Below are 20699 nucleotides of genomic sequence, written 5' to 3' on the forward strand. Positions count from 1 at the left end.
CGCACACGGCGTCCCGGGAGAGTGGTTGCAGGAAGGATGCTTACTTCGCCAGCTGGCCCAGGAACGGGTTGGCGGTGGCGAACCACAGCGCGATACCCGTGCCGATGATGAACGCGGCGTCGATCAGGCCGGCCAGCAGGAACATCTTGGTCTGCAGCTCGTTCATCAGCTCGGGCTGACGGGCGGCGGACTCGAGGTACTTGCTGCCCATCACGCCGATGCCGATGCAGGCGCCGATGGCACCCAGGCCGATGATCAGGCCGGCGGCGAGCGCGACGAAGCTGATGACTTGTTCCATTGAAATGCTCCTAAGGACTTGGTTGGGTTGGTGAAGGGAAAAGGGAAAGCGGTCAGTGCGCGTCGTGGGCCTGGCCGACGTAGACCAGCGTCAGCATCATGAAGACGAAGGCCTGCAGCACGATGATCAGGATGTGGAAGATCGCCCAGGCCGAGCCGGCGATGATGTGGCCGATGGCCAGCGCCAGCGAACCGCCGATGCCCAGCGAGCCGAACGCGCCGCCCATGAGGGCGATCAGCAGGAAGATCAGTTCGCCGGCGTACATGTTGCCGAACAGCCGCATGCCGTGCGAGACGGTCTTCGCGATGAACTCGATGATCTGCATCGCGAAGTTGAACGGGTACAGCGCCCAGTGGTTGCCGAACGGCGCGGTGAACAGCTCGTGCACCCAGCCGCCCACGCCCTTGACCTTCAGGTTGTAGAACAGGCAGACCAGCAGCACCGAGACCGACAGGCCCATCGAGATCGACAGGTCGGCGGTGGGCACCACGCGCATGAACGCGTGCTCCGGGTCGTGGCCGGCGGCGCCGTAGATCTGGGCCCAGATGGCGGGCACCAAGTCCACCGGCAGCAGGTCCATCGTGTTCATCAGGACGATCCAGATGAACACCGTCAGCGCCAGCGGGCAGACGAACTTGCGGCTGGTGGCGTTGTGCACGATGCCCTTGGCCTGCGAGTCGACCATCTCCACCAGGATTTCCACGGCGGCCTGGAAGCGGCCCGGCACGCCGGCGGTGGACTTGCGCGCCGCCTTCCACAGGAAGAAGCAGGTCACCACCCCCAGCAGGATCGCCCAGAACAGCGAGTCCCAGTTGAAGACGGTGAAGTCGACGACGTTGGCCGGCTTCTTGTTCTGCAGGAAGGTGAGGTGGTGGACGATGTACTCGCCAGCGGTGGGAGCGTGCTGAGCGGCGTTGTCTGCGGCGGCCATGTTCTGGTTCGTCTCTTCAGTTCTTCGTCGGGGGACGCTTGCGCGGTGCGAACGCGAGCGCCACCCAGTACACCTTCATCGCGAGCACCAGCCCCACCAGCAAGGCGGGCCAGCTGAGCTCACGCACCAGCCCTGGCGCGGCCACCAACATGGCCACCGTCAAGGCGATCTTGACCATCTCCCACACGAGGAACCCGAAGGCCGCCGTGCCGGCGTTGAGCGAGGAGAATCGGCCCGTGAGCCCCCGCGCGAACACCGCGGCGGGGATCATCACGGACAGCGCGCCGTAACCGGCGGACCATCCAGCGCTTGGCCTTCCGGTGGCGATCCAGGCCACGAGTGCCGCGACCAGGCCCACCACCGCCTGCCCCGCCACCACCCACCAGGGGGACACTGGCGGATGCTGTTCGCGCAGCCGGCGCGCCTGTTCGGCGTCCAGCTTCACGACCGGGGGCTGCTCGTCCTCGGACCAGTCAGGTGGGGGGGCGGTTGTTCTTCTGTCCACGGTGCCCCGGCCTCTGGCCCTGAAAAGTCACAAAGCCTCTCATTATAAGTAGAAACCCCCTCGTTCCAGCCACGTCGCGCACCAAAGCTCGACTTCAGCGCGCCGCGCATGCGCGTTTCGCACCACGGCCGAACAATCGGCCGCACCTGGACCGGCCGCCATGACGCCCCGCACGCTCTCGACCCTCGTGCTGCCCGCGGCACTGCTCGCCGGCTGTGCCGCCCCTGCGCCAGATGCCCCGGACTCGGGCAAGCCGCACCACACCCGGGCCGGCTTCCGCAACCCGGACGCCACCGGCCCGATCGACAAGCCGCTGTCCGCATTGCTGCGTTGGCGATACGCCGCACTGCGCGACGGGCTGCCGCCGCCGCCGGAGGCTCCGACGCCCCGCATCGCACCGGACCTGGCCGCGCTGCGCGCGAACACGTCGCCGGGCAAGCCCTCGGTCACGTGGATCGGCCACGCGAGCACGCTGGTGCAGTCCGGGGGCCTCAACATCCTCACCGACCCCGTCTTCAGCGAGCGCGCCTCGCCGGTGCAGTTCGCCGGCCCGAAACGGGCGCAGCCGCCGGGCATCGCGCTGGCCGACCTGCCGCCGATCGACCTGGTGCTGGTCTCGCACAACCACTACGACCACCTGGACCGCGAGAGCGTCGTCGAACTCGCGCGGCGCGGCGGCGAGCGCACGCTCTTCGTGGTGCCGCTGGGGCTGAAGGCCTGGATGGCGCGGCAGGGCATCACCAACGTGGTCGAACTGGACTGGTGGGACGTGCACACCGTGCGCGGCGTGCCGGTGCAGCTGGTGCCGGTGCAGCACTGGTCGGCGCGCACGCTGGGCGATCGCAACAGGACGCTGTGGGGCGGCTGGCTCGTGCGCGCGCCGGACCTGCACTGGTATTTCTCGGGCGACACCGGGTATGCCGGGCACTTCAGGCAGACGCGGGAGCGCAGCGGCCCGGTGGACCTGGCGCTGCTGGCGATCGGTGCGTACGAGCCGCGCTGGTTCATGAAGGAGCAGCACATGGATCCGGCGGAAGCCGTGCAGGCGCACAAGGACCTCGGCGCGCGGCAAAGCATCGGCATCCACTGGGGCACATTCGAGCTGACCGACGAGGCGCTGGACCAGCCCCCGCGCGACCTGGCGCGCGCCCGCGACGCCGCCGGTGTCGCGGCGCAGGACTTCGGTGTCATGGCCATCGGCCAGACGCGCTGGCTGCCGGCGCGCAACGCGCGACAATCGCTGCCATGACCGCCACCACCGACAAGCTCCAGCCGCTTCCTTGCTACCTGAACGGCGAATTCACCAACCTGCGCGAAGCGAAGGTGAGCGTGATGGACCGCGGCTTCATCTTCGGCGACGGCGTGTACGAAGTCGTGCCCGTCTACAACGGCAAGCCGTTCCGCTTCGACGAGCACCTGGCGCGCCTGGACCGCAGCCTGGCGGAGCTGCGCATGTCCAACCCGATGGCCAAGGGCGACTGGCGCGCTCTGGTCGAGCGCCTGGTCGGCGCCTATTCCCGGCACGCGGGCACCGCGGTGGCCGACACCAACCAGCTGGTCTACATCCAGATCACGCGCGGCGTCGCGATGCGCGACCACGTCATCCCCGTCGACGTCGAGCCCACCGTGTTCGCGCTCGCCAACCGCATGGCCCTGTACTCGCCCGAGGAGCGCGCCCGCGGCTTCGCGTGCGTGACGGCCGACGACTTCCGCTGGAAGAAGGCGCACGTCAAGAGCACCAGCCTCGTGGGGTCGGTGCTCGCGCGCCAGATGAGCGCCGACCAGGGCGCGATCGAGACCGTGATGTTCCGCGACGGCATGCTGTCCGAAGCGGCGGCGTCCAACGTGTGGGTGGTCAAGGACGGCAAGGTGTCCGGCTCGCCGCGCGACAACCTGGTGCTGGAAGGCATCCGCTACGGACTGATCGAGCAGCTGTGCCGCGAAGCTGGCGTGCCGTTCGAGCTGCGACGCATCCCGCGCGACGAGGTGCTGGCCGCCGATGAACTGCTGCTGTCGTCGGCCACCAAGGAAATCCTGCCGGTCGTCACGCTCGACGGCCAGCCGGTTGGAAACGGCCGGCCTGGCCCCATCTACGAGAAGCTGTATGCCGGCTACCAGCAAGCCAAGCAGCGCTCCTGATGACCCAAGCCCCGACTCCCACCCCCACCCCGGGCGACGATCCGCGCAAGGACTCGCTCATCGAATACCCGTCGCAATTCCCGATCAAGGTGATGGGCGCGAAGGTCGACGGCTTCGTGCACGCCGTCACCAGCATCGCCAAGCGCTTCGATCCCGGCTTCGATGCATCGACGGTCGAGCTGCGCGACAGCAAGGCCGGCAACTACCTGGGCATCACCATCACGGTGACGGCCACCAGCCGTGAGCAGCTCGACGAGCTGTACCGCACCCTGACCTCCCACCCGATGGTGAAGGTCGTCCTGTAGCGCGCATGCGCACGCAGGTGCTCGGGCGGGTCGACTACCTGCCCACCTACGAGGCGATGCGCGCGTTCACGGACGCGCGCAGCCCTGGCACCGACGACGAGCTCTGGCTGTGCGAGCACCCGCCCGTGTTCACGCAGGGCCTGGCCGGCAAGGCGGAACACGTGCTGGCGCCGGGCGACATCCCCGTGGTCGCCACCAACCGCGGCGGCCAGGTCACGTACCACGGGCCTGGCCAGGTGGTCGCCTACCCGCTCCTGGACTTGCACCGCCGCGGCTACTTCGTCAAGGAATACGTGTTCCGTCTCGAGGAAGCGGTGCTGCGCACGCTCGCCGAGTGCGGCGTCACCGGCCATCGCGTCACCGGCGCGCCGGGCATCTACGTGCGGCTGGACGATCCGTTCTCGCACCGGCGCCTCGATGCGCCCCCACCCCAGCCCTCCCCCGATGGGAGAGGGAGCAATGCGTTCGAGGGCTTGGGCAAGATCGCGGCGCTGGGCGTGAAGGTGAGCCGCCACTGCACCTACCACGGGCTGGCGCTGAACGTGGCGATGGACCTGCAACCCTTCTCGCGCATCCACCCCTGCGGCTATGCCGGGCTCGCGACGGTGGACCTTTCTACAATCGGCGTCTCCACCACCTGGGACGAAGCAGCGCAGCGGCTGGGACACCACCTGCACGCGTTGCTCACCTGACAGCACCATGAGCACCAGCCCCGTCGTCCGCGAGGCGCAGGACACCGCGACCTACGACGCCACCGCCAAGCAGAAGGCGGCCGCGAAGCTCTCGCGCATCCCGGTCAAGGTGGAACAGCACGAGATCCTGCGCAAGCCCGACTGGATCCGCGTGCGCGCCGGCTCGCCGACCACGCGCTTCTACGAGATCAAGCAGATCCTGCGCGAGCACAACCTGCACACGGTGTGCGAGGAAGCGTCCTGCCCCAACATCGGCGAGTGCTTCGGCAAGGGCACGGCCACGTTCATGATCATGGGCGACAAGTGCACGCGCCGCTGCCCGTTCTGCGACGTGGGCCACGGCCGCCCCAACCCGCTGGACGTGAGCGAGCCCGAGAACCTGGCCAAGACCATCGCGGCGCTGAAGCTGAAGTACGTCGTGATCACCAGCGTCGACCGCGATGACCTGCGCGACGGCGGTGCCGGCCACTTCGTCGAGTGCATCCGCAAGACGCGCGAGCTGTCGCCGCAGACCACCATCGAAGTACTGGTGCCGGACTTCCGCGGCCGCGACGACCGCGCGCTGGAGATCCTGAAGGCCGCGCCGCCGGACGTGATGAACCACAACCTGGAGACGATCCCGCGCCTGTACAAGCAGGCCCGGCCCGGCTCGGACTACCAGTTCAGCCTGAACCTGCTGAAGAAGTTCAAGGCGCTGTTTCCGCACATCCCGACCAAGAGCGGCCTGATGGTCGGCCTGGGCGAAGAGGACGACGAGATCCTCGAGGTCATGCGCGACATGCGCGCGCACGGCATCGACATGCTCACCATCGGCCAGTACCTCGCGCCGTCGACGTCGCACCTTCCCGTCAAACGCTACGTGCACCCGGAGACGTTCAAGATGTTCGAGGCCAAGGCCTACGAGATGGGCTTCACGCACGCGGCCGTCGGCGCCATGGTGCGTTCCAGCTACCACGCGGACCAGCAAGCCCACGCGGCCGGCGTCGGCACCGCCTGAGCGGCCGATGCAGGCCAACCTGCTCGCCCTGGGCGCGATCGCGCTGTGGGCCGGGTTGGCGGCGCTGGGCACGCAACTCGCCCACATCCCCCCGTTCCTGCTGACAGGGCTCGCGCTCGTGATCGGCAGCGTGCCCGCGTGGCCGCTGGTTCGCCACTGGCGCGTGCCGGCCTCGACGCTCGCGCTGGGCGTCTGCGGCTTGTTCGGCTACCACTTCCTGCTGTTCATCGCGTTGCGCTCGGCGCCCGCCGTCGAAGCGAACCTGGTGAACTACCTGTGGCCGCTGCTGATCGTGGTGCTCGCGCCCGTGCTGCTGCCGGGCATGCACCTGCGCGGCACGCACGTCGTCGGCGCCTTGCTCGGCTTCGCGGGGGCTGCCGTGGCGATCCTGGGAGCGCGCGATGCGAACAGCGCGGCGGGCTGGTCATGGGGCTACCTGCCCGCGTTGGGTGCCGCCGTCATGTGGTCGACGTACTCGCTGCTCACGCGCCGCGTGGCGGCGTTCCCGACAGCGGCGATCGGCCTGTTCGGCCTGGTGTCGGGCCTGCTCTCGCTGGCATGCCACGTCGCGCTCGAGCCGGCGGCGCAACTCGGCACACGCGACTGGCTGCTGCTGACCGTGATGGGCCTGGGCCCGCTCGGCGCGGCGTTCTTCCTGTGGGACGCGGCGCTCAAGCGCGGCGACCCGCGCCAGCTCGGCGTGCTGAGCTACATCACGCCGCTGGCGTCGACCGCGCTGCTGCTGGCCGTCACCGGGCGCGGCGTGAGCGCGTCGATCGGGCTAGCCACGGCGCTCATCGTCGGCGGCGCGGTGCTCGGCACGCGGCAGCGCGAGCCGGTCACCACTGCGGCTTGAGCCAGAAGCGCGCCGCGATGCCCTGGCCCGGCGCGAGCACGGCGCCGCCGAGATCGACAGTCGCGTAGCGGTCCTGCAAATTCAGCCAGTCGGTGCACTGGCTCACCGGTTCGGCGCAGAAGTAGTCGTAGCCGCGCTGGCGGTACAGCACGAAGAAGTCCAGCGGCGCCTCCGCCGTCATCACCAGGCTGCGCTCGGGGCCGTGGTCGCTGGCGGGCCAGTCGATGCGCGCCTCGCGCGACCAGCCGGTGAAGTTGTTGTCGGTGTGCAGCTGCGACAGGTCGGCGCCTTCGCGCAACTGGCGAACGACGGCGCTGCTCCCGTCGAGGCGCGTCGGCATCACCTCGTCGTCCGCTTCCCAGATCGCGCGCGTCTGCGTGGCCAGCCGCGTCCCTGGCTCATGCGGGAAGTACGGGTGGTGGCCGATGCCCACCGGCATCGGCACCGTGTCCTCGTTGCGCACGGCGATCGCGATCTCCAGCCGGTCGGGTGACAACACGTAAGCCTGGCGCGCCGAGAACGCCCACGGCCACGCAGGTCCCGCGGGCACTTCCAGCCGCAGGATCACTTCTGCCGCGGCCTCGACCTCGACGACCCAGGCCCGTTGCCACCCGATGCCGTGCAAGGGATGCGGGGAGTCCTCGGCCGGATGGTTGGGCGGCGCGTGCACGTCGCGGTCGCCGAAGTGCGCACGACCGCCACGGATGCGGTTGCAGTAGGGCACCAGCGGGAAGCTCGCCATCGCGAGCGGGTTGCGGTTGGCCAGGCCCTCGTCGCTCGCGGGGCGCAGCCAGTGCAGTTCGCGCGTGCGGCCGCCGTCCTTCCACTCGCGCGAAAAGCTGGCGAGCGAGCCGCCGACTTCCGGCGTGATGGCCGCGCGCAATTCGCCCGCCTGCAACTGCAGCAACGGGTGCGTGCCTTCGCGCAACGCGCGCGCCACTTCGATCGTCTCGTGCATCGGCGCATTCTTCCGCGGCCGACAGGAGCCGTGTGGCTCAGCGGGCATGCGAACCGGATTTCATCCGGCGCCGCGTGACCTATGCACTGCCGAGGCCACGCGCAGCCGTCCTACAGGGGGGTCCGCACCCCCGACCTAGAGTGGGCCGGCACCCCCGACCCCGAATGCGCAGTACCCCCGACGGAGACCACCCAACCGCAGGCGAACGAGCGAGACGCGTCGCGGTGGCGGCCTGGCACGGCGTCCGCGCCCACCCCGTCCTGCTGCTGTCGCTGCTGCCCATCGCAGCGCTGGTGCTGGCGGTCGCGTACGTGCTCGCCCTGGTGCCGCAGACCCCCGACGTGTCGGACATGCGCAAGGTGCGCGAGCAGCGCGCGAGCGTCGTGCTGTCCGCCGATGGCCAGACGCTCGCCGTGCTGCGGCGCGCCAACCGCGAGTGGGTGCCGCTGGCCTCGATCTCGCCTTCCGTCGTGCAAGCGCTGCTGGCCACCGAGGACCAGCGCTTCTACGACCACCACGGGCTCGACGTGCGCCGCACGATCGGCGCCGCGTGGGCCACGCTGCGCGGTCGCCTGCAGGGCGGCTCGACCATCACGCAGCAGCTGGCGCGCAACCTCTACCCCGAGGACATCGGCCGCGCGCCGACCGTCGAGCGCAAGGTGAAGGAAGCCATCACGGCGGTGAAGATCGAGAAGGCGTACTCGAAGGACGAGATCCTCGAGACCTACCTCAACACGGTGCCGTTCCTCTACAACGCGTACGGCATCGAGGCCGCGGCGCGCACCTACTACGGCCGCTCGGCCCGCGAGCTCGACGTGCTGCAGAGCGCCACGCTGGTCGGCATGCTCAAGGGCACCACCTACTACAACCCCGTGCTCAACCCGGAGCGCGCCCGCGCCCGGCGCAACACGGTGCTGGGCCAGCTCGCGCGCACCGGGCGCCTGGATGCCGAGCAGCTGGCGAGCCTGCGCCAGTCGCCGCTGCACCTGGACTTCGAGCAGCAGCAGGAAGACCTGGGTCCCGCGCCGCACTTCGTCGCGCAGGTGCGGCGCTGGCTGCTCGAGTGGGCCGACCGCAATGGTTACGACGTCTACTCCGACGGGCTGGTCGTGCGCACGACGCTGGACATGCGCGCGCAGCAGATGGCGACCCGGGCCGTGCAGGCGCAATCCGAGCGGCTGCAGAAGCAGGTCGACGCGATGTGGTCCGGCAAGCGCGGCTGGGCCGCGCAGCGGACGCTGGTCGACACCTTCATCCGCGAGAGCGAGGCGTTCCGCGCGGCCCGCGCGAAGGGCGAGGGCGAAGCAGAGGCGCTGGCCCGGCTGCGTGCCGACCCGGAGTTCATGCACGCCCTGCGCGAAGACAAGACGCGCATCCAGGCCGGCTTCGTCGCCATCGAGCCGGGCACCGGTTTCGTGCGCGCCTGGGTGGGCAGCCGCGACTTCGCGCTGGACCAGTTCGACCACGTCGCGCAGGCGCGCCGCCAGCCCGGCTCGACGTTCAAGCCCTTCGTGTACGCCACCGCGTTCCTGCAAGGCTCGCGGCCCGGCGACGTGCTGTTCGACGAGGTCACCGAGTACCAGGTGGGCCCGGGCGAGGTCTGGCGGCCCACCGACATCGGCGAGCCCACCGGCCAGCCCATGACGCTGCGCGACGCGCTCGCGCTGTCGAAGAACACGATCACGGCGCAGGTCACGCAGCAGGTCGGCCCTGCCAACGTCGCCGACGTCGCGCGCGCCATGGGCGTTCGCGACAGCAGGCTCACGCCGGTGATGTCGCTGGGCCTGGGCACGAGCCCGGTGACGCTGCGCGAAATCGTCAGCGCCTACGGCACCATCGCGAACAGCGGCCGCTACGTGCCGCCCATGTTCATCGCGCGGGTCGAGGACAAGAAGGGGCGCCTGCTGCAGGCGTTCGATCCCGCCGTCGCGGAACCCGTCCTGCCGACTGCGCCGAACGCCGTCTTGCTGGACGCGATGCGTGGCGTGATCGACCGCGGCACGGCCACCGCCGTCCGCACGCGCTACGGCCTGCAAGGCGACCTGGCCGGCAAGACCGGCACCACGCAGGACAACACCGACGGCTGGTTCGTGCTGATGCAGCCGCAACTGATCGCGGGCAGCTGGGTCGGCTTCAACGACAGCCGCCTCACGATGCAGGACGCGTGGGGACAGGGGGCACGTAGTGCGCTGCCCATGGTGGCCGAGTTCTACCGCGACGCGTTCAAGGCCAAGCTGCTCGACGCCAAGGCGAAGTTCCCGCGGCTGACGGACCCGGAGATCGCCGCCGAGATCGCGGCGTGGTGGGGAACGGTGACGCCGCAGGAGCCGCTGCAGGAAGTGGCCGCGCTGCCGGCGCTGGGCTCGCCGACGGTGGTCGAGCCGGTGATCGTGTCGCCGCCGACGTCGTCGGAGTTCTGGGCGCCCGGAACGCCGGACCCGAGCTGGCGAGCACCGCGCGCCCTGGTGGCGCCCTCGGTGCGCGAAGCCGCGCCACCCGTGGCCGCGATCGTGGTGCCGCCTGCCCCGGCGGCCCGCCCGGCGGAACGTGCCCTCGTGCGCGAAGCCAGTGGCGCCGGCCCGGCACCGCCGCCCGCCGTGCAGTTCGATCCGAACCGCACACGCGAAATCGGCTGGTAGCCCGCTAGCCGAGTAACTTGACCGGTTCCTCGGCTGCGAGCACGTCGCTCGCCCACGCGCGAAGGCGGCTGGTGTCGGCGCGCAGCACCTCCTGCTTGACCGCCAGCACCTGGGCCGGGTGCATGGAGAAGCTGCGCAGCCCCAGGCCGAGCAGCAGGCGCGTCATCTGCGTGTCGCCCGCCATCTCGCCGCACACGCTGACGCCCTTGCCCTGCGCATTGCACTCGGCGATGGTGTTGGCGACCAGTTGCAGCACCGCGGGATGCAGCGGGTCGTACAGGTGCGCGACCGATTCGTCGTCGCGGTCGATCGCCAGCGTGTACTGGATCAGGTCGTTGGTGCCGATCGACAGGAAGTCGAAGTACTTGAGGAAGGTGCGCAGCGTCAGGGCCGCGGCGGGGATCTCGATCATCGCGCCCAGTTGCACCGGCCCGTACGTGGTGCCGCGGTTGTCCAGCTCGGCGCGCGCGAAGTCGAGCAGCGACAGCGTCTGGCGGATCTCGCTGACGTGCGCCAGCATCGGCACCAGCAGGTTCACCTTGCCGTGCGCGGCCGCGCGCAGGATGGCGCGCAGTTGCGTGAGGAACATCGCGGGATCGGCGAGGCTCCAGCGGATGGCGCGCAGGCCCAGCGCGGGATTCAGGTGCGCCTCGTCGCGCTCGGTCTCGTCCAGCGGCTTGTCGGCGCCGACGTCGATGGTGCGGATGGTGACGGGCAGCCCCTGCATGCCGTCCACCGCGCGCCGGTAAGCCTCGTACTGCTCGTCCTCGCCGGGCAGGTCGCCCTTGCGGTTCATGAAGAGGAACTCGCTGCGAAACAGGCCGACGCCGACCGCGCCGGCCGCGACGGCCGCGGGCGCGTCTTCCGGCAGCTCGATGTTGGCGAGCAGCTCGATCTTCTGCCCATCGAGCGTGACGGCCGGCGTGTGCAGCAGGCGCGCGAGGCGTCCGCGCTCCAGCTCGGCCTGCCGCTGCTTGAAGCCGTATTCGGCCAGGATGATCGGCGACGGGTCGACGATCATCACGCCTTCGTCGCCGTCGACGATCACCCAGTCGTCCTGGCGCACCAGGTGGCTCGCGCTGCGGGCGCCGACCACGGCGGGGATGTCCATGCTGCGCGCCACGATCGCCGTGTGCGAGGTGCGGCCGCCGACGTCGGTGACGAAGCCGGCGAACACGCTCTGCTTGAACTGCAGCATGTCCGCGGGCGACAGGTCGTGCGCGATAAGCACCAGCGGCACGTCGACCGAGTCGTCGGCGAGCAGCTTGTCCTGCGACCGCGGCTGCGCGGGACGCCTGGACGGCACTGGCGAGGACACGCCCTTCATGTGGCGCAGGATGCGCTCGACCACCTGCTCGAGGTCGGCCTTGCGCTCGCGCAGGTACTCGTCCTCCATCTCGTCGAACTGGCGCGAGAGCTGCTCCAGCTGCGTGGTCAGCGCCCATTCGGCGTTGTAGAGGCGGTCGCTGATCCAGTGCTTGACGCCGGTTTCCAGCTCCTTGTCCTGCAGCAGCATCAGGTGCACGTCCAGCAGCGCCGACAGCTCGTGCGGCGCCTCCTTCGGGCCCATGCCGGCGATGGTCTGCTGCAGGCGCTGCACTTCCTCCACCACGGCGTCGCGCGCATCGCGCACGCGCGAGATCTCGGCGACGACCTGGCCGTGCTCGATGAAGTAGTGCGCGACGTCCACTCGCCCCGCCATGAGCACGGCCCGCCCGATGGCGATGCCGCGCGCGACGGGGAGGCCGTGGATGGAGAAGGTCATTGTTCCGCCGCACGGCCGCCCGAAGGCGGAACACGGCCCCCGAGGGGCTGAGGGCCGCGGCTCCAAACCTGCCTGCGCAGGCTTGGACGGCCCGAAGAGGCGCGGCCTGCAAGGCCAGCGAGCCACACGAAGTGGGGGAGCGTGGGGGCTGTCATTCGCCTTCCCCGAACCTGTCGTTGATCAGGGCGAGGATCGCGTCCATCGCTTCCTGCTCGCTCTTTCCGTCGGTCTCGACCACCACCTCGGCCCCGAGGCCGGCGGCGAGCATCATCACGCCCATGATGCTCTTGGCGTTCACGCGGCGTTCGCCGCGCGAGAGCCACACGTCGCAGGGATAGGCGGCGGCCAGCTTGGTGAGCTTGGCCGAGGCGCGGGCATGCAGGCCCAGCTTATTGCTGATGGTCGTGGTCGTCTTGATCATGCTTGCGGCGGGGCTGGTTCTGCGGCGCGGTGACGGCCACCTGCATCACGCCCTGCGTGCCGCCGATGACGGCGCGCGCCACCAGGGCATCGAGCGGTTCGTGGCGGTAGCTGACGCTGCGCAGGAGCATCGGCAGGTTCACGCCCGTGATCAGGCGGGAGGTGACGCCGTCGACCAGCTTCTGGGCGACATTGCCCGGCGTCGCCCCGAAGATGTCGGTGAGCACCAGGACGCCCTTCACCTGGGGGCCGCGCGAGAGTTGCTCCATCGCGATGCGCGCGGTGGCGAGCGTTTCCTCGGGCGAGAGATTGGGCTGGACGTCGATCGCAGCCACCATCGGTGCGCAGTCCGGGAACACGTGCAGCGCGCACTCGCGCAACGCGTGCGCCAGCGGGGCGTGGGCGATGATCAGGATGGCGTTCATCGGGCGGCGGGCTCTGCCGGATTATCCCGCGACCCCCTGAGAAACCACGCATAGGAGGCGACGATGCACACGAGGAAGACGGCAAAAGCGCCACGGAACGCATCCACTTCCGCCACGCCCAGGGCCTGGAAGCCGTCGACCAGCAGGCCGACGCCCCACTGCACCGTGAACACGCCGGCGAAGATCACGAGGTTGTAGGCCGACAGGGCGCGGCCGGCCAGCGCGGACGGGAAGGCCATGCCGACCGCCGGTTGCGCGAGCGAGACGAAGGTCGAGGTGACGCAGAACAGCGCCCACGACGCCGCCGCGGCGGCCGGCCCGGCGACGACGATGCCGGCCATCGTGGCCAGGCTCAGGGGCAGGCCCCAGGCGATCATCCGGTCGGTGCCCAGGCCGCGGCGCGCCAGCAGCGGGTTGAGCATCCCCCAGGTCCAGAACGTCACCAGCATGCTGATGTTGATCGCGAACAGGCCGGTCGCCGCCTGCAGCGGCTCCCAGCCCGAGACGCGGACCATCCACGGCCCCGCCCAGAGCGACTGCACGGCGATCATCCCGCCGTAGTGGAAGAAGCCGATCGGCGCCATGCGGCGGAAGTACGGATGGCGCCAGACCTGCGCGTAGCTGGGCGGCTCGCCGTGGTGCTCGCCGACCTCCCAGCCGGGCACGCGCCACGCGAGCACCAGCGAGGCGACGCCCAGCAGCACCGCCAGGCCGACGAAGATCGGCCTCCAGCCCATCACCGGCAGCAGCCACTGCACGGGCAGCGTCGAGGCGACCATGCCGAGCGATCCCGTCATCAGCATCCATGAGTTGGCGCGCAGCTGCCCCGGCCCGTCGAGCCAACGGCGGTACCCGGTCAGCGGCGCCATCAGGCACGCACTGACGCCGACGCCGCACAGCACGCGCGCGGCGAGCAGCGACCAGAACCCGTCCGCGGCCGCGAACGCCAGGCAGCCGCCGACGGCGATGGCGACGAAGGCCAGCACGACCTTCTTCGGCCCATGGTGGTCCAGCCAGGTGCCCAGCGGCAGTTGCGTGGCCGCGAAGCCGAAGAAGAAGCCGCCCGCCAGCAGGCCGAGGTCCTGCGCCGACAACGCGAATTCGGCGGTGAGCGTCGGCGCCAGCGTCGCCGTGACTGCCCGCAGGATGGCCGAGAAGAAGTAGCAGAACGCGAAGGCGAGGAAGACGACGACGGCGGTACGCCGCGAGAGCACGTTCATTCGAACTTCAATCCGTCGAAGAAGGGTTGCACCCACTCGGGCCTGGGCTGCGGTGCATAGACCACCGCCTGGAACACGTGCGTGCCGCGCGTGAAGTAGGCGATCTCGCCGCGCACCGGCGAACCGTCCGCGCGCTGCCCTTGGACCGAGACGCGCTGCGCGCCGGGCACCGGGGTCGAGCCCGCCGGCGCGAAGGGCCGCGCGTCGCCGGCGGTGCCATGCAGGTTCAGCAGGGTCGCCCGCTGCCACTGCTCCAGGACCACCGGCACGCGCGACGGATCTTCGGCATCGACCTGCAGCACGGCGAAGGTGGCGCCGCCGGCGTCGCAGCCGATGACGGCGAGGTCGACGTCGTGCCCGCCCAACGGCACGCGGCGGCTGCCCTTGTCGGGCTTGCAGGGCAGCAGGACCTTGAGCGGAGCGGGTTCGGCGCGGACTTCGCGCCAGTTGAAGGTGGGGCTGCAGGCGGACGCGGCGAGGGCAAGCAGCGCGGCCGCCGCTGGGGTGCGGCGCATCGCCGGATGATACGGGTCCGCGCCACAATGGCTGCATGAACGCACTCGACGGCATTCGTGTCCTGGACCTCTCCCGCGTGCTCGCCGGGCCCTGGTGCACGCAGACGCTCGCGGACCTCGGCGCCGACGTGATCAAGATCGAGCGGCCCGGCACCGGCGACGACACGCGGACGTGGGGGCCGCCCTTCCTGCAGGACACCGAGGGCCGCGACACGCGCGAGGCCGCCTACTACCTGGGCACCAACCGCAACAAGCGCTCGGTCACCTGCGACATCGCCCGCCCCGAAGGCCAGGCGCTCGTGCGCGAGCTCGCACGGCACTGCCACGTGTTCGTCGAGAACTTCAAGGTCGGCGACATGGCGCGCTACGGCCTCGACTACGCGTCGATCCGCGCCGTGAATCCCGCCATCGTCTACTGCAGCGTGACCGGCTTCGGCCAGACCGGCCCCTACCGTGAGCGCGCCGGCTACGACTACGCGGTGCAGGGCATGGGCGGTCTCATGAGCGTGACCGGCGAACGCGACGACCTGGGCGGCGGGCCGCAGAAGGTGGGCGTGGCGGTGGCCGACCTGTTCACCGGCTTGTACGCGTCGACCGCCATCCTGGCGGCTCTGCGTCACGCGGAGCGCACCGGCGAAGGCCAGGCCGTCGACATGGCGCTGCTGGACACCCAGGTCGCGATGCTGGCCAACCTGGGCGCCAACTACCTGGTGAGCGGCAAGGTGCCGGGCCGCGCCGGCAACGCACACCAGAACATCGTGCCGTACCAGGTGTTCGAGGTCGCACCGGCCGCCGACGACGCCAAGGACTTCGTGATCATCGCGGTCGGCAACGACGGCCAGTTCGCGAAGTATTGCGAGGTGGCCGGCCATCCGGAACTCGCGCAGGACCCCCGCTTCGCGCGCAACCAGGACCGCGTGCGCAATCGCGCCGTGCTGGTGCCGATGCTGGAGGAGATCATGAAGACGCGCGCCAAGGCCCAGTGGCTGCCGGCGCTCGAGGCCGCCAAGGTGCCGTGCGGCGCGATCAACAGCCTCGCGGAAGTGTTCGCCGACCCGCACGTGCGCGAGCGCGGCATGGTGACGCGCTGGGAGCACCCGCTCGGCGGCGAGGTCGACCTCGTGTCGAGCCCGCTGAAGCTGAGCGCGACGCCGGTGCGCCAGGACTTGCCGCCTCCGCTCCTGGGCCAGCACACCGACGACGTGCTGCGCGGCGTGCTCGGGTGGGACGCCGCGCGCATCGGCGAACTGCGGCAGAAGGAGGTGATCTGATGGCGGCCTTCGTCCTGGTGCATGGCGCCTGGCACGGCGCCTGGTGCTGGCAACGCGTGGTGCAGCGGCTGGCCGCTGACGGCCATCGCGTGCATGCCGTGACGCTCACCGGCGTTGGCGAACGCGCGCACCTGCTCGCCTCGACGATCACGCTGGAGACGCACATCGCGGACGTCGGCGGCGTGATCGAAGCCGAGGAGTTGCAGGACGTGGTGCTTGCGGTGCACTCGTATGCGGGGATGCTGGGCACCGCCATCGCCGACCGCATGGGCTCGCGGCTGCGGCACCTGGTGTACGTCGATGCGGTCGTGCCGCGCCCCGGCGAGAGCTGGAGCAGCACGCACGCGCGCACCGTGCGTGCAGCCCGCATGGCGGCCGCGGCCGCGTCGGCGGACTACGCGATCGCGGTGCCGGACCCGGACAACTACGGCCTCGGCGCGGACGACTACGCGTGGGTCAAGCGCCGCCTCACCCCGCACCCGGGCCACACGTACGAAGCGCCGCTGGACTTCGACCCGGCCCGCGTCGCCGCCGTGCCGCGCACCTTCGTCAGCTGCACCAGGCCGGCGCTGCCGACCATCGACGCGATCCGGCCGCGCATGGCCGACCCCGGCTTCTGGGGCGGGGCGTGGCGCTCCGGCGGCGGCGCCCAAGTGGTCGAGCTGCCCACCGGCCACGACCCGATGGTGAGCCTGCCCGCGGACCTGACCGACCTGCTGCTGCGCTGCGCTTGATGCGCCTCAAGGGCTTTGCCGGCCGCCTGCGGCGCGGCGGGTGCACGGCGCCTAAAATGCGGGCATGAAGAAGGTCCGGATCGGCGTCGTGGCGGCAGCCCTGGTGGCGGCGGCGGCGTTCACCCTCGTCGGCTGCAGCGCCAACACGGCGCCGCCTTCGACCTTCGTCCTGCTCGACGGCAGCAAGCAGAGCACGGCGGACCTCAAGGGCCGCGTCACGCTGGTGAACTTCTGGGCGACCAGCTGCACCACCTGCGTGGCGGAGATGCCCAGGATCGTCGCCACCTACGACAAGTACAAGGCGCGCGGCTTCGACACGCTGGCCGTGGCGATGAGCTACGACCCGCCCGCCTATGTCGTGAACTACACCGAGACGCGCAAGCTGCCGTTCAAGGTGGCGATCGACAACACCGGCGATGTCGCCAAGGCCTGGGGCGAGGTGCAGCTGACGCCCACGACCTACCTGGTGAACAAGAAGGGCGAGATCGTCAAGCGCTATGTCGGCGAGCCGGACTTCGGTGAGTTGCACGCGCTGATCGAGAAGCTGCTGGCCGAATCGGCATAAACCGCTTCGCTCCAACAGGAAACAAAGCCCCGAGCATCCGCTTCGTTCCAACACGAAACAAAGCCCCGCGTCGCGGGGCTTTGTTCTTCAGGAGCGCCTGCGGCGCGGGGTTCAGTCCTTGCGGAAGTTGTCGTGGCAGGCCTTGCAGCTGCCCGAGTTGGGGCCCCACGCGGCCTTGAGCTGGTCGAGGCTGCCCGACTTGGCGGCGGCGGACAGCTTCTGCATGTTGTCGACCAGGCGATCCTGGTGCTCCTTGAATTTGGCCTGCTCGGTCCAGATCTCCGGCTTCGCGCGCGTCTCGCCCTTGTCGGTGCCGGCGATGAAGCCGGCCCAGGGCAGCGTGGACGCGAGCGCCACCACGTCGCCGCTCTTGGCAGCCTGCGCCGCGTCGTAGGGCGCGCGGCCGTTGGCCATCGCGCCGAGGGTGCCGAAGTGCGCGGCCAGCACGGTGAGCGCGGAGCGGCGGTACTTGATCGCGTCCTCGGGCTTCTGGAAATTCTGCGCCGCGGCGGGTGCGGCGATAGCCAGGGCGAGGGCGAGCGATGCGAGCGTTCTCATTCGTTGTCTCCAGGTTTGGGGTCTCGGGCGGTTGCCGCCCGCGTTTGTAGCAGCAGTCTCCTCGTTCGCGCGGCCTCAGGGTATGTACCCGGGACCGGGCGAGTCGGGGATTGCCAGCACAATCGCAGGCAAGGAGATCAACGAACCCGATGGCCGCTTTCATCCGTGTCTGGGACCTTCCGACGCGCTTGTTCCACTGGGCGCTGGTCGCCTGCGTGATCGCGCTGGCGATCACGGGCTACGCGGACAACGCGCTGGAGTGGCATTCGCGTCTCGGCTACGCCGTCCTCGCGCTGCTGCTGTTTCGCATCGTCTGGGGCTTCGTCGGCGGTCGCTGGTCCCGCTTCGCTTCGTTCCTGTATGCGCCTGCCAGCGTCGTCGCGTACCTGCGCGGCCGCCCGCACCCGGACCACCTGGTCGGGCACAACCCGCTCGGCGCGGCCTCCGTCTTCGCCATGCTGCTGGTGCTGCTGGCGCAGGTCGGCACCGGGCTGGTGAGCGATGACGACAGCGCGTTCCAGGGTCCCTTGAACCGGTACGTGAGCAGCGCCAAGGGACTGGCAGCCACCTGGTACCACAAGCGAATCGGGCAATGGCTGCTGCTCGCGCTGGTGGTGCTGCACCTGGTGGCAGTCCTGTTCTACCTGGTGCGCAAGAAGGACGACCTGGTGCGGCCGATGGTGCTCGGCGACAAGCAGGTCCACGGACAGGCCGCGCCGTCGCGCGACGATGCCACGTCGCGAGCGCTCGCTTCCGTCGTGCTCGCCGCGTGCGGCGGGCTGGTCTGGTGGTTGGTGAAAAGCTGAGGTTGCGAGCCTCGGCCCAGTCGCTAAACTGGCCCTTCCCCCACTCCCCACGATCGCCTTGCCAACGGCAGAGTTACCCGTCTTGGACCTCGTCACACCCACCACGCACGAGGACATCCAGGCCGCCCGCCAGATCATCCAGGAATACGCCGACGGGCTCGGCGTGGACCTCGACTTCCAGGACATCGATGCCGAACTCGACGGCTTGCCCGGCGAGTACGCGGAGCCGCGCGGGGCGCTGGTCCTCGCGCGCGTCGAAGGGCAGGTGGCCGGCTGCGTCGCCCTGCGGCCGCTGGACACCAGTGACTACGCGAACGCGGCGGAGATGAAGCGGCTGTACGTGCGGCCGGCGTACCGCGGCCTGGGCCTGGGGCGCCAGCTGGCGGAAGCGGCGCTGGATGCGGCGCGGCGCGCCGGGTATGCGTGCGTGCTGCTGGACACGCTGGACGACATGGAATCGGCGCGCGCGTTGTACGAGGACCTGGGCTTCGAGCCCATCGATCCCTACTACCACAACCCCATCGCCGGGGCGCACTACCTCAAGGTCGCTCTCTGAGTGCGCGCGCCCCGCGGCGCGTCAGCCCTTGGCCTGCGCCAGCAGCGTGTCGGCGTCGCTGACCTCGAACTTGCCCGGCGCTTCCAGGTTGAGGGTCTGCACCTTGCCGTCCTTGACCAGCATCGAGTAGCGCGTGCTGCGCACGCCCATGCCGCGGCCGGTGAGGTCGAGCGTCAAGCCGGTGGCCTTGGCGAAGTCGGCGCTGCCGTCGGCGAGCATGCGCACCTTGGTGCCGGTCTTCTGGTCGCGCGCCCATGCGCCCATCACGAACGCGTCGTTGACGCTCACGCACCAGATCTCGTCGACGCCGGCCTTCTTCAGCTCGTCGTATTTCTGCACGTAGCCCGGCACATGCTTGGCCGAGCAGGTGGGCGTGAACGCGCCCGGCAGGCCGAACACCGCGACGGTCTTGCCCTTGGCGGCCTCGCCGACCTTGACCGGGTTCGGGCCGATGCTGCAGCCGTTGCCTTCGACTTCCGAATACTCCTGCAGGGTGACGTCGGGCAGGCTGTCTCCAACCTTGATCATGGTGCGCTCCTCGTGTGGACGAAAAAAAACCGACCCACATTGTGGGCCGGTTTCGCAGGCGTTCGCCGGGACGGGGATTAGACCGTCGAGGCCTTCTCGACCAGGCGGGTCGCGACCCAGTTCTTGGTCCTGGAGATCGGGCGGGACTCGGTGATCTCGATCACGTCGCCCACATGGAACTCGCCCTTCTCGTCGTGCGCGTGGTACTTGCTCGACTTGGCGACGATCTTCCCGTACAGCTCGTGCTTGACGCGGCGTTCCACCAGAACGGTCACGGTCTTGGCGCGCTTGTCGCTCACGACCTTGCCGACCAGGGTGCGCTTGAGGGAGGTTTTTGCTTCCGTCATGTTCAGCTCCTGGGGTTACTTGGCGGGTTTGTCGGAGCCACCTTCGGTGGCGGCACGCTTTTGCGCCAGGATCGTCTTGGCGCGTGCGATGTCGCGGCGCGTGACGCGCAGCGAGCCGGTGTTGTTCAACTGTTGCGTGGCCTTCTGCATGCGCAGCCCGAAGTGGGCGCGCTGCAGGGACTTCACTTCCTCTTCGAGGGCGGCGGCGTCCTTCTGGCGCAAATCGGCGGCTTTGGTCATCTGTCTCTCCTCAGGCGCCGATCATGCGGGTCACGAACGTGGTGCGCAGCGGCAGCTTGGCGGCAGCCAGCTTGAACGCTTCGCGCGCGAGTTCCTCGGGCACGCCGACGATCTCGAACACGACCTTGCCCGGCTGGATCTCGGCCACGTAGTACTCCGGGTTGCCCTTGCCGTTGCCCATGCGCACTTCAGCAGGCTTCTGGGAGATCGGCTTGTCGGGGAACACGCGGATCCAGATGCGGCCGCCACGCTTGACGTGACGGGAGATCGCGCGACGCGCGGCCTCGATCTGGCGCGCCGTGAGGCGGCCGCGGTCGGTGCACTTCAGGCCGAAGTCGCCGAACGCCACGCTGTTGCCAGTGGTGGCGATGCCGGTGTTGCGGCCTTTTTGCTCTTTGCGGTATTTGCGGCGAGCGGGTTGCAGCATGT

The 20699-nt window shown here is 69.7% G+C and carries 26 protein-coding genes; 12 read left to right on the top strand and 14 right to left on the bottom strand.

Annotation, left to right across the window (positions count from 1 at the left end):
- Positions 1-40: 40 nt before the first annotated feature.
- The 3 genes from atpE to I8E28_RS00660 are packed head-to-tail and all read right to left on the bottom strand — an operon-like array spanning position 41 to position 1674.
- Positions 41-298, bottom strand: coding sequence for a F0F1 ATP synthase subunit C (atpE, locus tag I8E28_RS00650; RefSeq protein WP_135251078.1), 258 nt, complete (start codon positions 296-298; stop codon positions 41-43).
- A 52-nt stretch (positions 299-350) separates the two neighbouring features.
- Positions 351-1229 carry a F0F1 ATP synthase subunit A gene (atpB, locus tag I8E28_RS00655; protein WP_200785933.1) on the bottom strand — a complete coding sequence of 293 codons (879 nt, stop codon included), beginning with the start codon at positions 1227-1229 and terminating at the stop codon, positions 351-353.
- Positions 1230-1245: 16 nt separating this feature from the next.
- On the bottom strand, positions 1246-1674 hold the full coding sequence (locus I8E28_RS00660; RefSeq protein ID WP_338050697.1) for an ATP synthase subunit I: 429 nt from the start codon (positions 1672-1674) through the stop codon (positions 1246-1248).
- 220 nt (positions 1675-1894) lie between these two features.
- Between I8E28_RS00660 and I8E28_RS00665 the strand changes: the two genes are divergently transcribed.
- From I8E28_RS00665 to I8E28_RS00690, 6 genes are read left to right on the top strand one after another with little or no spacing between them, the layout of a single operon-like run.
- Positions 1895-2983, top strand: a complete 1089-nt coding sequence (locus I8E28_RS00665) for an MBL fold metallo-hydrolase (RefSeq protein ID WP_200785935.1) — start codon at positions 1895-1897, stop codon at positions 2981-2983.
- Positions 2980-3873 (top strand): D-amino acid aminotransferase, encoded by an 894-nt coding sequence (locus tag I8E28_RS00670; RefSeq protein ID WP_239027156.1) that lies wholly within the window; start codon positions 2980-2982, stop codon positions 3871-3873. The genes I8E28_RS00665 and I8E28_RS00670 overlap by 4 nt, the downstream gene beginning before the upstream one ends.
- A complete protein-coding gene (locus tag I8E28_RS00675; protein WP_200785936.1) occupies positions 3873-4178 on the top strand; it encodes a YbeD family protein in 306 nt (101 codons plus the stop codon). The genes I8E28_RS00670 and I8E28_RS00675 overlap by 1 nt, the downstream gene beginning before the upstream one ends.
- Positions 4179-4183: 5 nt before the next feature.
- Positions 4184-4870, top strand: coding sequence for a lipoyl(octanoyl) transferase LipB (gene lipB / locus I8E28_RS00680; protein WP_200785937.1), 687 nt, complete (start codon positions 4184-4186; stop codon positions 4868-4870).
- Between the two features lie 7 nt (positions 4871-4877).
- A complete protein-coding gene (gene lipA / locus I8E28_RS00685) occupies positions 4878-5867 on the top strand; it encodes a lipoyl synthase (protein WP_200785938.1) in 990 nt (329 codons plus the stop codon).
- 7 nt (positions 5868-5874) lie between these two features.
- Positions 5875-6723, top strand: a complete 849-nt coding sequence (locus tag I8E28_RS00690; RefSeq protein ID WP_200785939.1) for a DMT family transporter — start codon at positions 5875-5877, stop codon at positions 6721-6723.
- On the opposite strand, the gene I8E28_RS00695 is transcribed toward I8E28_RS00690, so the two are convergent.
- Positions 6707-7681, bottom strand: coding sequence for an aldose 1-epimerase (locus I8E28_RS00695; RefSeq protein WP_200785940.1), 975 nt, complete (start codon positions 7679-7681; stop codon positions 6707-6709). The genes I8E28_RS00690 and I8E28_RS00695 overlap by 17 nt on opposite strands.
- Positions 7682-7905: 224 nt before the next feature.
- On the opposite strand from I8E28_RS00695, the gene I8E28_RS00700 reads away from it, so the two are divergent.
- On the top strand, positions 7906-10320 hold the full coding sequence (locus tag I8E28_RS00700) for a penicillin-binding protein 1A (RefSeq protein WP_338050698.1): 2415 nt from the start codon (positions 7906-7908) through the stop codon (positions 10318-10320).
- 4 nt (positions 10321-10324) lie between these two features.
- Here the strand turns inward: I8E28_RS00700 and ptsP are convergent, their stop codons facing one another.
- The 5 genes from ptsP to I8E28_RS00725 all read right to left on the bottom strand — a co-directional run bounded on the left by ptsP (position 10325) and on the right by I8E28_RS00725 (position 14665).
- On the bottom strand, positions 10325-12085 hold the full coding sequence (gene ptsP / locus I8E28_RS00705; protein WP_200785942.1) for a phosphoenolpyruvate--protein phosphotransferase: 1761 nt from the start codon (positions 12083-12085) through the stop codon (positions 10325-10327).
- Positions 12086-12236: 151 nt separating this feature from the next.
- Entirely contained in the window at positions 12237-12506 is a 270-nt protein-coding gene (locus I8E28_RS00710) for an HPr family phosphocarrier protein (protein WP_200785943.1), read from the bottom strand.
- Positions 12475-12930 carry a PTS sugar transporter subunit IIA gene (locus I8E28_RS00715; RefSeq protein WP_200785944.1) on the bottom strand — a complete coding sequence of 152 codons (456 nt, stop codon included), beginning with the start codon at positions 12928-12930 and terminating at the stop codon, positions 12475-12477. The genes I8E28_RS00710 and I8E28_RS00715 overlap by 32 nt, the downstream gene beginning before the upstream one ends.
- A complete protein-coding gene (locus I8E28_RS00720) occupies positions 12927-14150 on the bottom strand; it encodes an MFS transporter (RefSeq protein WP_200785945.1) in 1224 nt (407 codons plus the stop codon). The genes I8E28_RS00715 and I8E28_RS00720 overlap by 4 nt, the downstream gene beginning before the upstream one ends.
- A complete protein-coding gene (locus I8E28_RS00725; protein ID WP_200785946.1) occupies positions 14147-14665 on the bottom strand; it encodes a hypothetical protein in 519 nt (172 codons plus the stop codon). Before I8E28_RS00725 ends, I8E28_RS00720 begins: the two co-directional genes overlap by 4 nt.
- Positions 14666-14700: 35 nt before the next feature.
- Between I8E28_RS00725 and I8E28_RS00730 the strand changes: the two genes are divergently transcribed.
- The 3 genes from I8E28_RS00730 (at position 14701) to I8E28_RS00740 (ending at position 17235) form a co-directional block, all read left to right on the top strand.
- On the top strand, positions 14701-15936 hold the full coding sequence (locus I8E28_RS00730) for a CaiB/BaiF CoA transferase family protein (RefSeq protein ID WP_200785947.1): 1236 nt from the start codon (positions 14701-14703) through the stop codon (positions 15934-15936).
- Positions 15936-16670, top strand: a complete 735-nt coding sequence (locus tag I8E28_RS00735; RefSeq protein ID WP_200785948.1) for an alpha/beta hydrolase family protein — start codon at positions 15936-15938, stop codon at positions 16668-16670. The genes I8E28_RS00730 and I8E28_RS00735 overlap by 1 nt, the downstream gene beginning before the upstream one ends.
- 64 nt (positions 16671-16734) lie before the next feature.
- Positions 16735-17235, top strand: coding sequence for a TlpA disulfide reductase family protein (locus I8E28_RS00740; protein ID WP_200785949.1), 501 nt, complete (start codon positions 16735-16737; stop codon positions 17233-17235).
- 111 nt (positions 17236-17346) lie between these two features.
- Here the strand turns inward: I8E28_RS00740 and I8E28_RS00745 are convergent, their stop codons facing one another.
- Positions 17347-17793 carry a c-type cytochrome gene (locus I8E28_RS00745; protein WP_200785950.1) on the bottom strand — a complete coding sequence of 149 codons (447 nt, stop codon included), beginning with the start codon at positions 17791-17793 and terminating at the stop codon, positions 17347-17349.
- A gap of 149 nt (positions 17794-17942) precedes the next feature.
- On the opposite strand from I8E28_RS00745, the gene I8E28_RS00750 reads away from it, so the two are divergent.
- On the top strand, positions 17943-18599 hold the full coding sequence (locus I8E28_RS00750) for a cytochrome b/b6 domain-containing protein (protein WP_200785951.1): 657 nt from the start codon (positions 17943-17945) through the stop codon (positions 18597-18599).
- A gap of 82 nt (positions 18600-18681) precedes the next feature.
- Complete coding sequence (locus I8E28_RS00755; RefSeq protein WP_239027157.1) at positions 18682-19155, top strand: GNAT family N-acetyltransferase; 474 nt, start codon at positions 18682-18684, stop codon at positions 19153-19155.
- 21 nt (positions 19156-19176) lie between these two features.
- On the opposite strand, the gene I8E28_RS00760 is transcribed toward I8E28_RS00755, so the two are convergent.
- From I8E28_RS00760 to rplP, 4 genes are all read right to left on the bottom strand, one after another.
- Positions 19177-19683: a peroxiredoxin gene (locus I8E28_RS00760; RefSeq protein ID WP_200785953.1), complete on the bottom strand. Its 507-nt coding sequence runs from the start codon at positions 19681-19683 to the stop codon at positions 19177-19179.
- A gap of 77 nt (positions 19684-19760) precedes the next feature.
- Entirely contained in the window at positions 19761-20030 is a 270-nt protein-coding gene (rpsQ, locus tag I8E28_RS00765) for a 30S ribosomal protein S17 (protein WP_200785954.1), read from the bottom strand.
- Positions 20031-20045: 15 nt separating this feature from the next.
- On the bottom strand, positions 20046-20270 hold the full coding sequence (gene rpmC / locus I8E28_RS00770; protein ID WP_200785955.1) for a 50S ribosomal protein L29: 225 nt from the start codon (positions 20268-20270) through the stop codon (positions 20046-20048).
- Positions 20271-20280: 10 nt separating this feature from the next.
- Positions 20281-20697: a 50S ribosomal protein L16 gene (gene rplP, locus I8E28_RS00775; protein WP_200785956.1), complete on the bottom strand. Its 417-nt coding sequence runs from the start codon at positions 20695-20697 to the stop codon at positions 20281-20283.
- Between the last annotated feature and the right edge of the window lie 2 nt (positions 20698-20699).

The sequence above is a fragment of the Ramlibacter algicola genome, assembly GCF_016641735.1.
GTDB classification, from domain to species: domain Bacteria; phylum Pseudomonadota; class Gammaproteobacteria; order Burkholderiales; family Burkholderiaceae_C; genus Ramlibacter; species Ramlibacter algicola.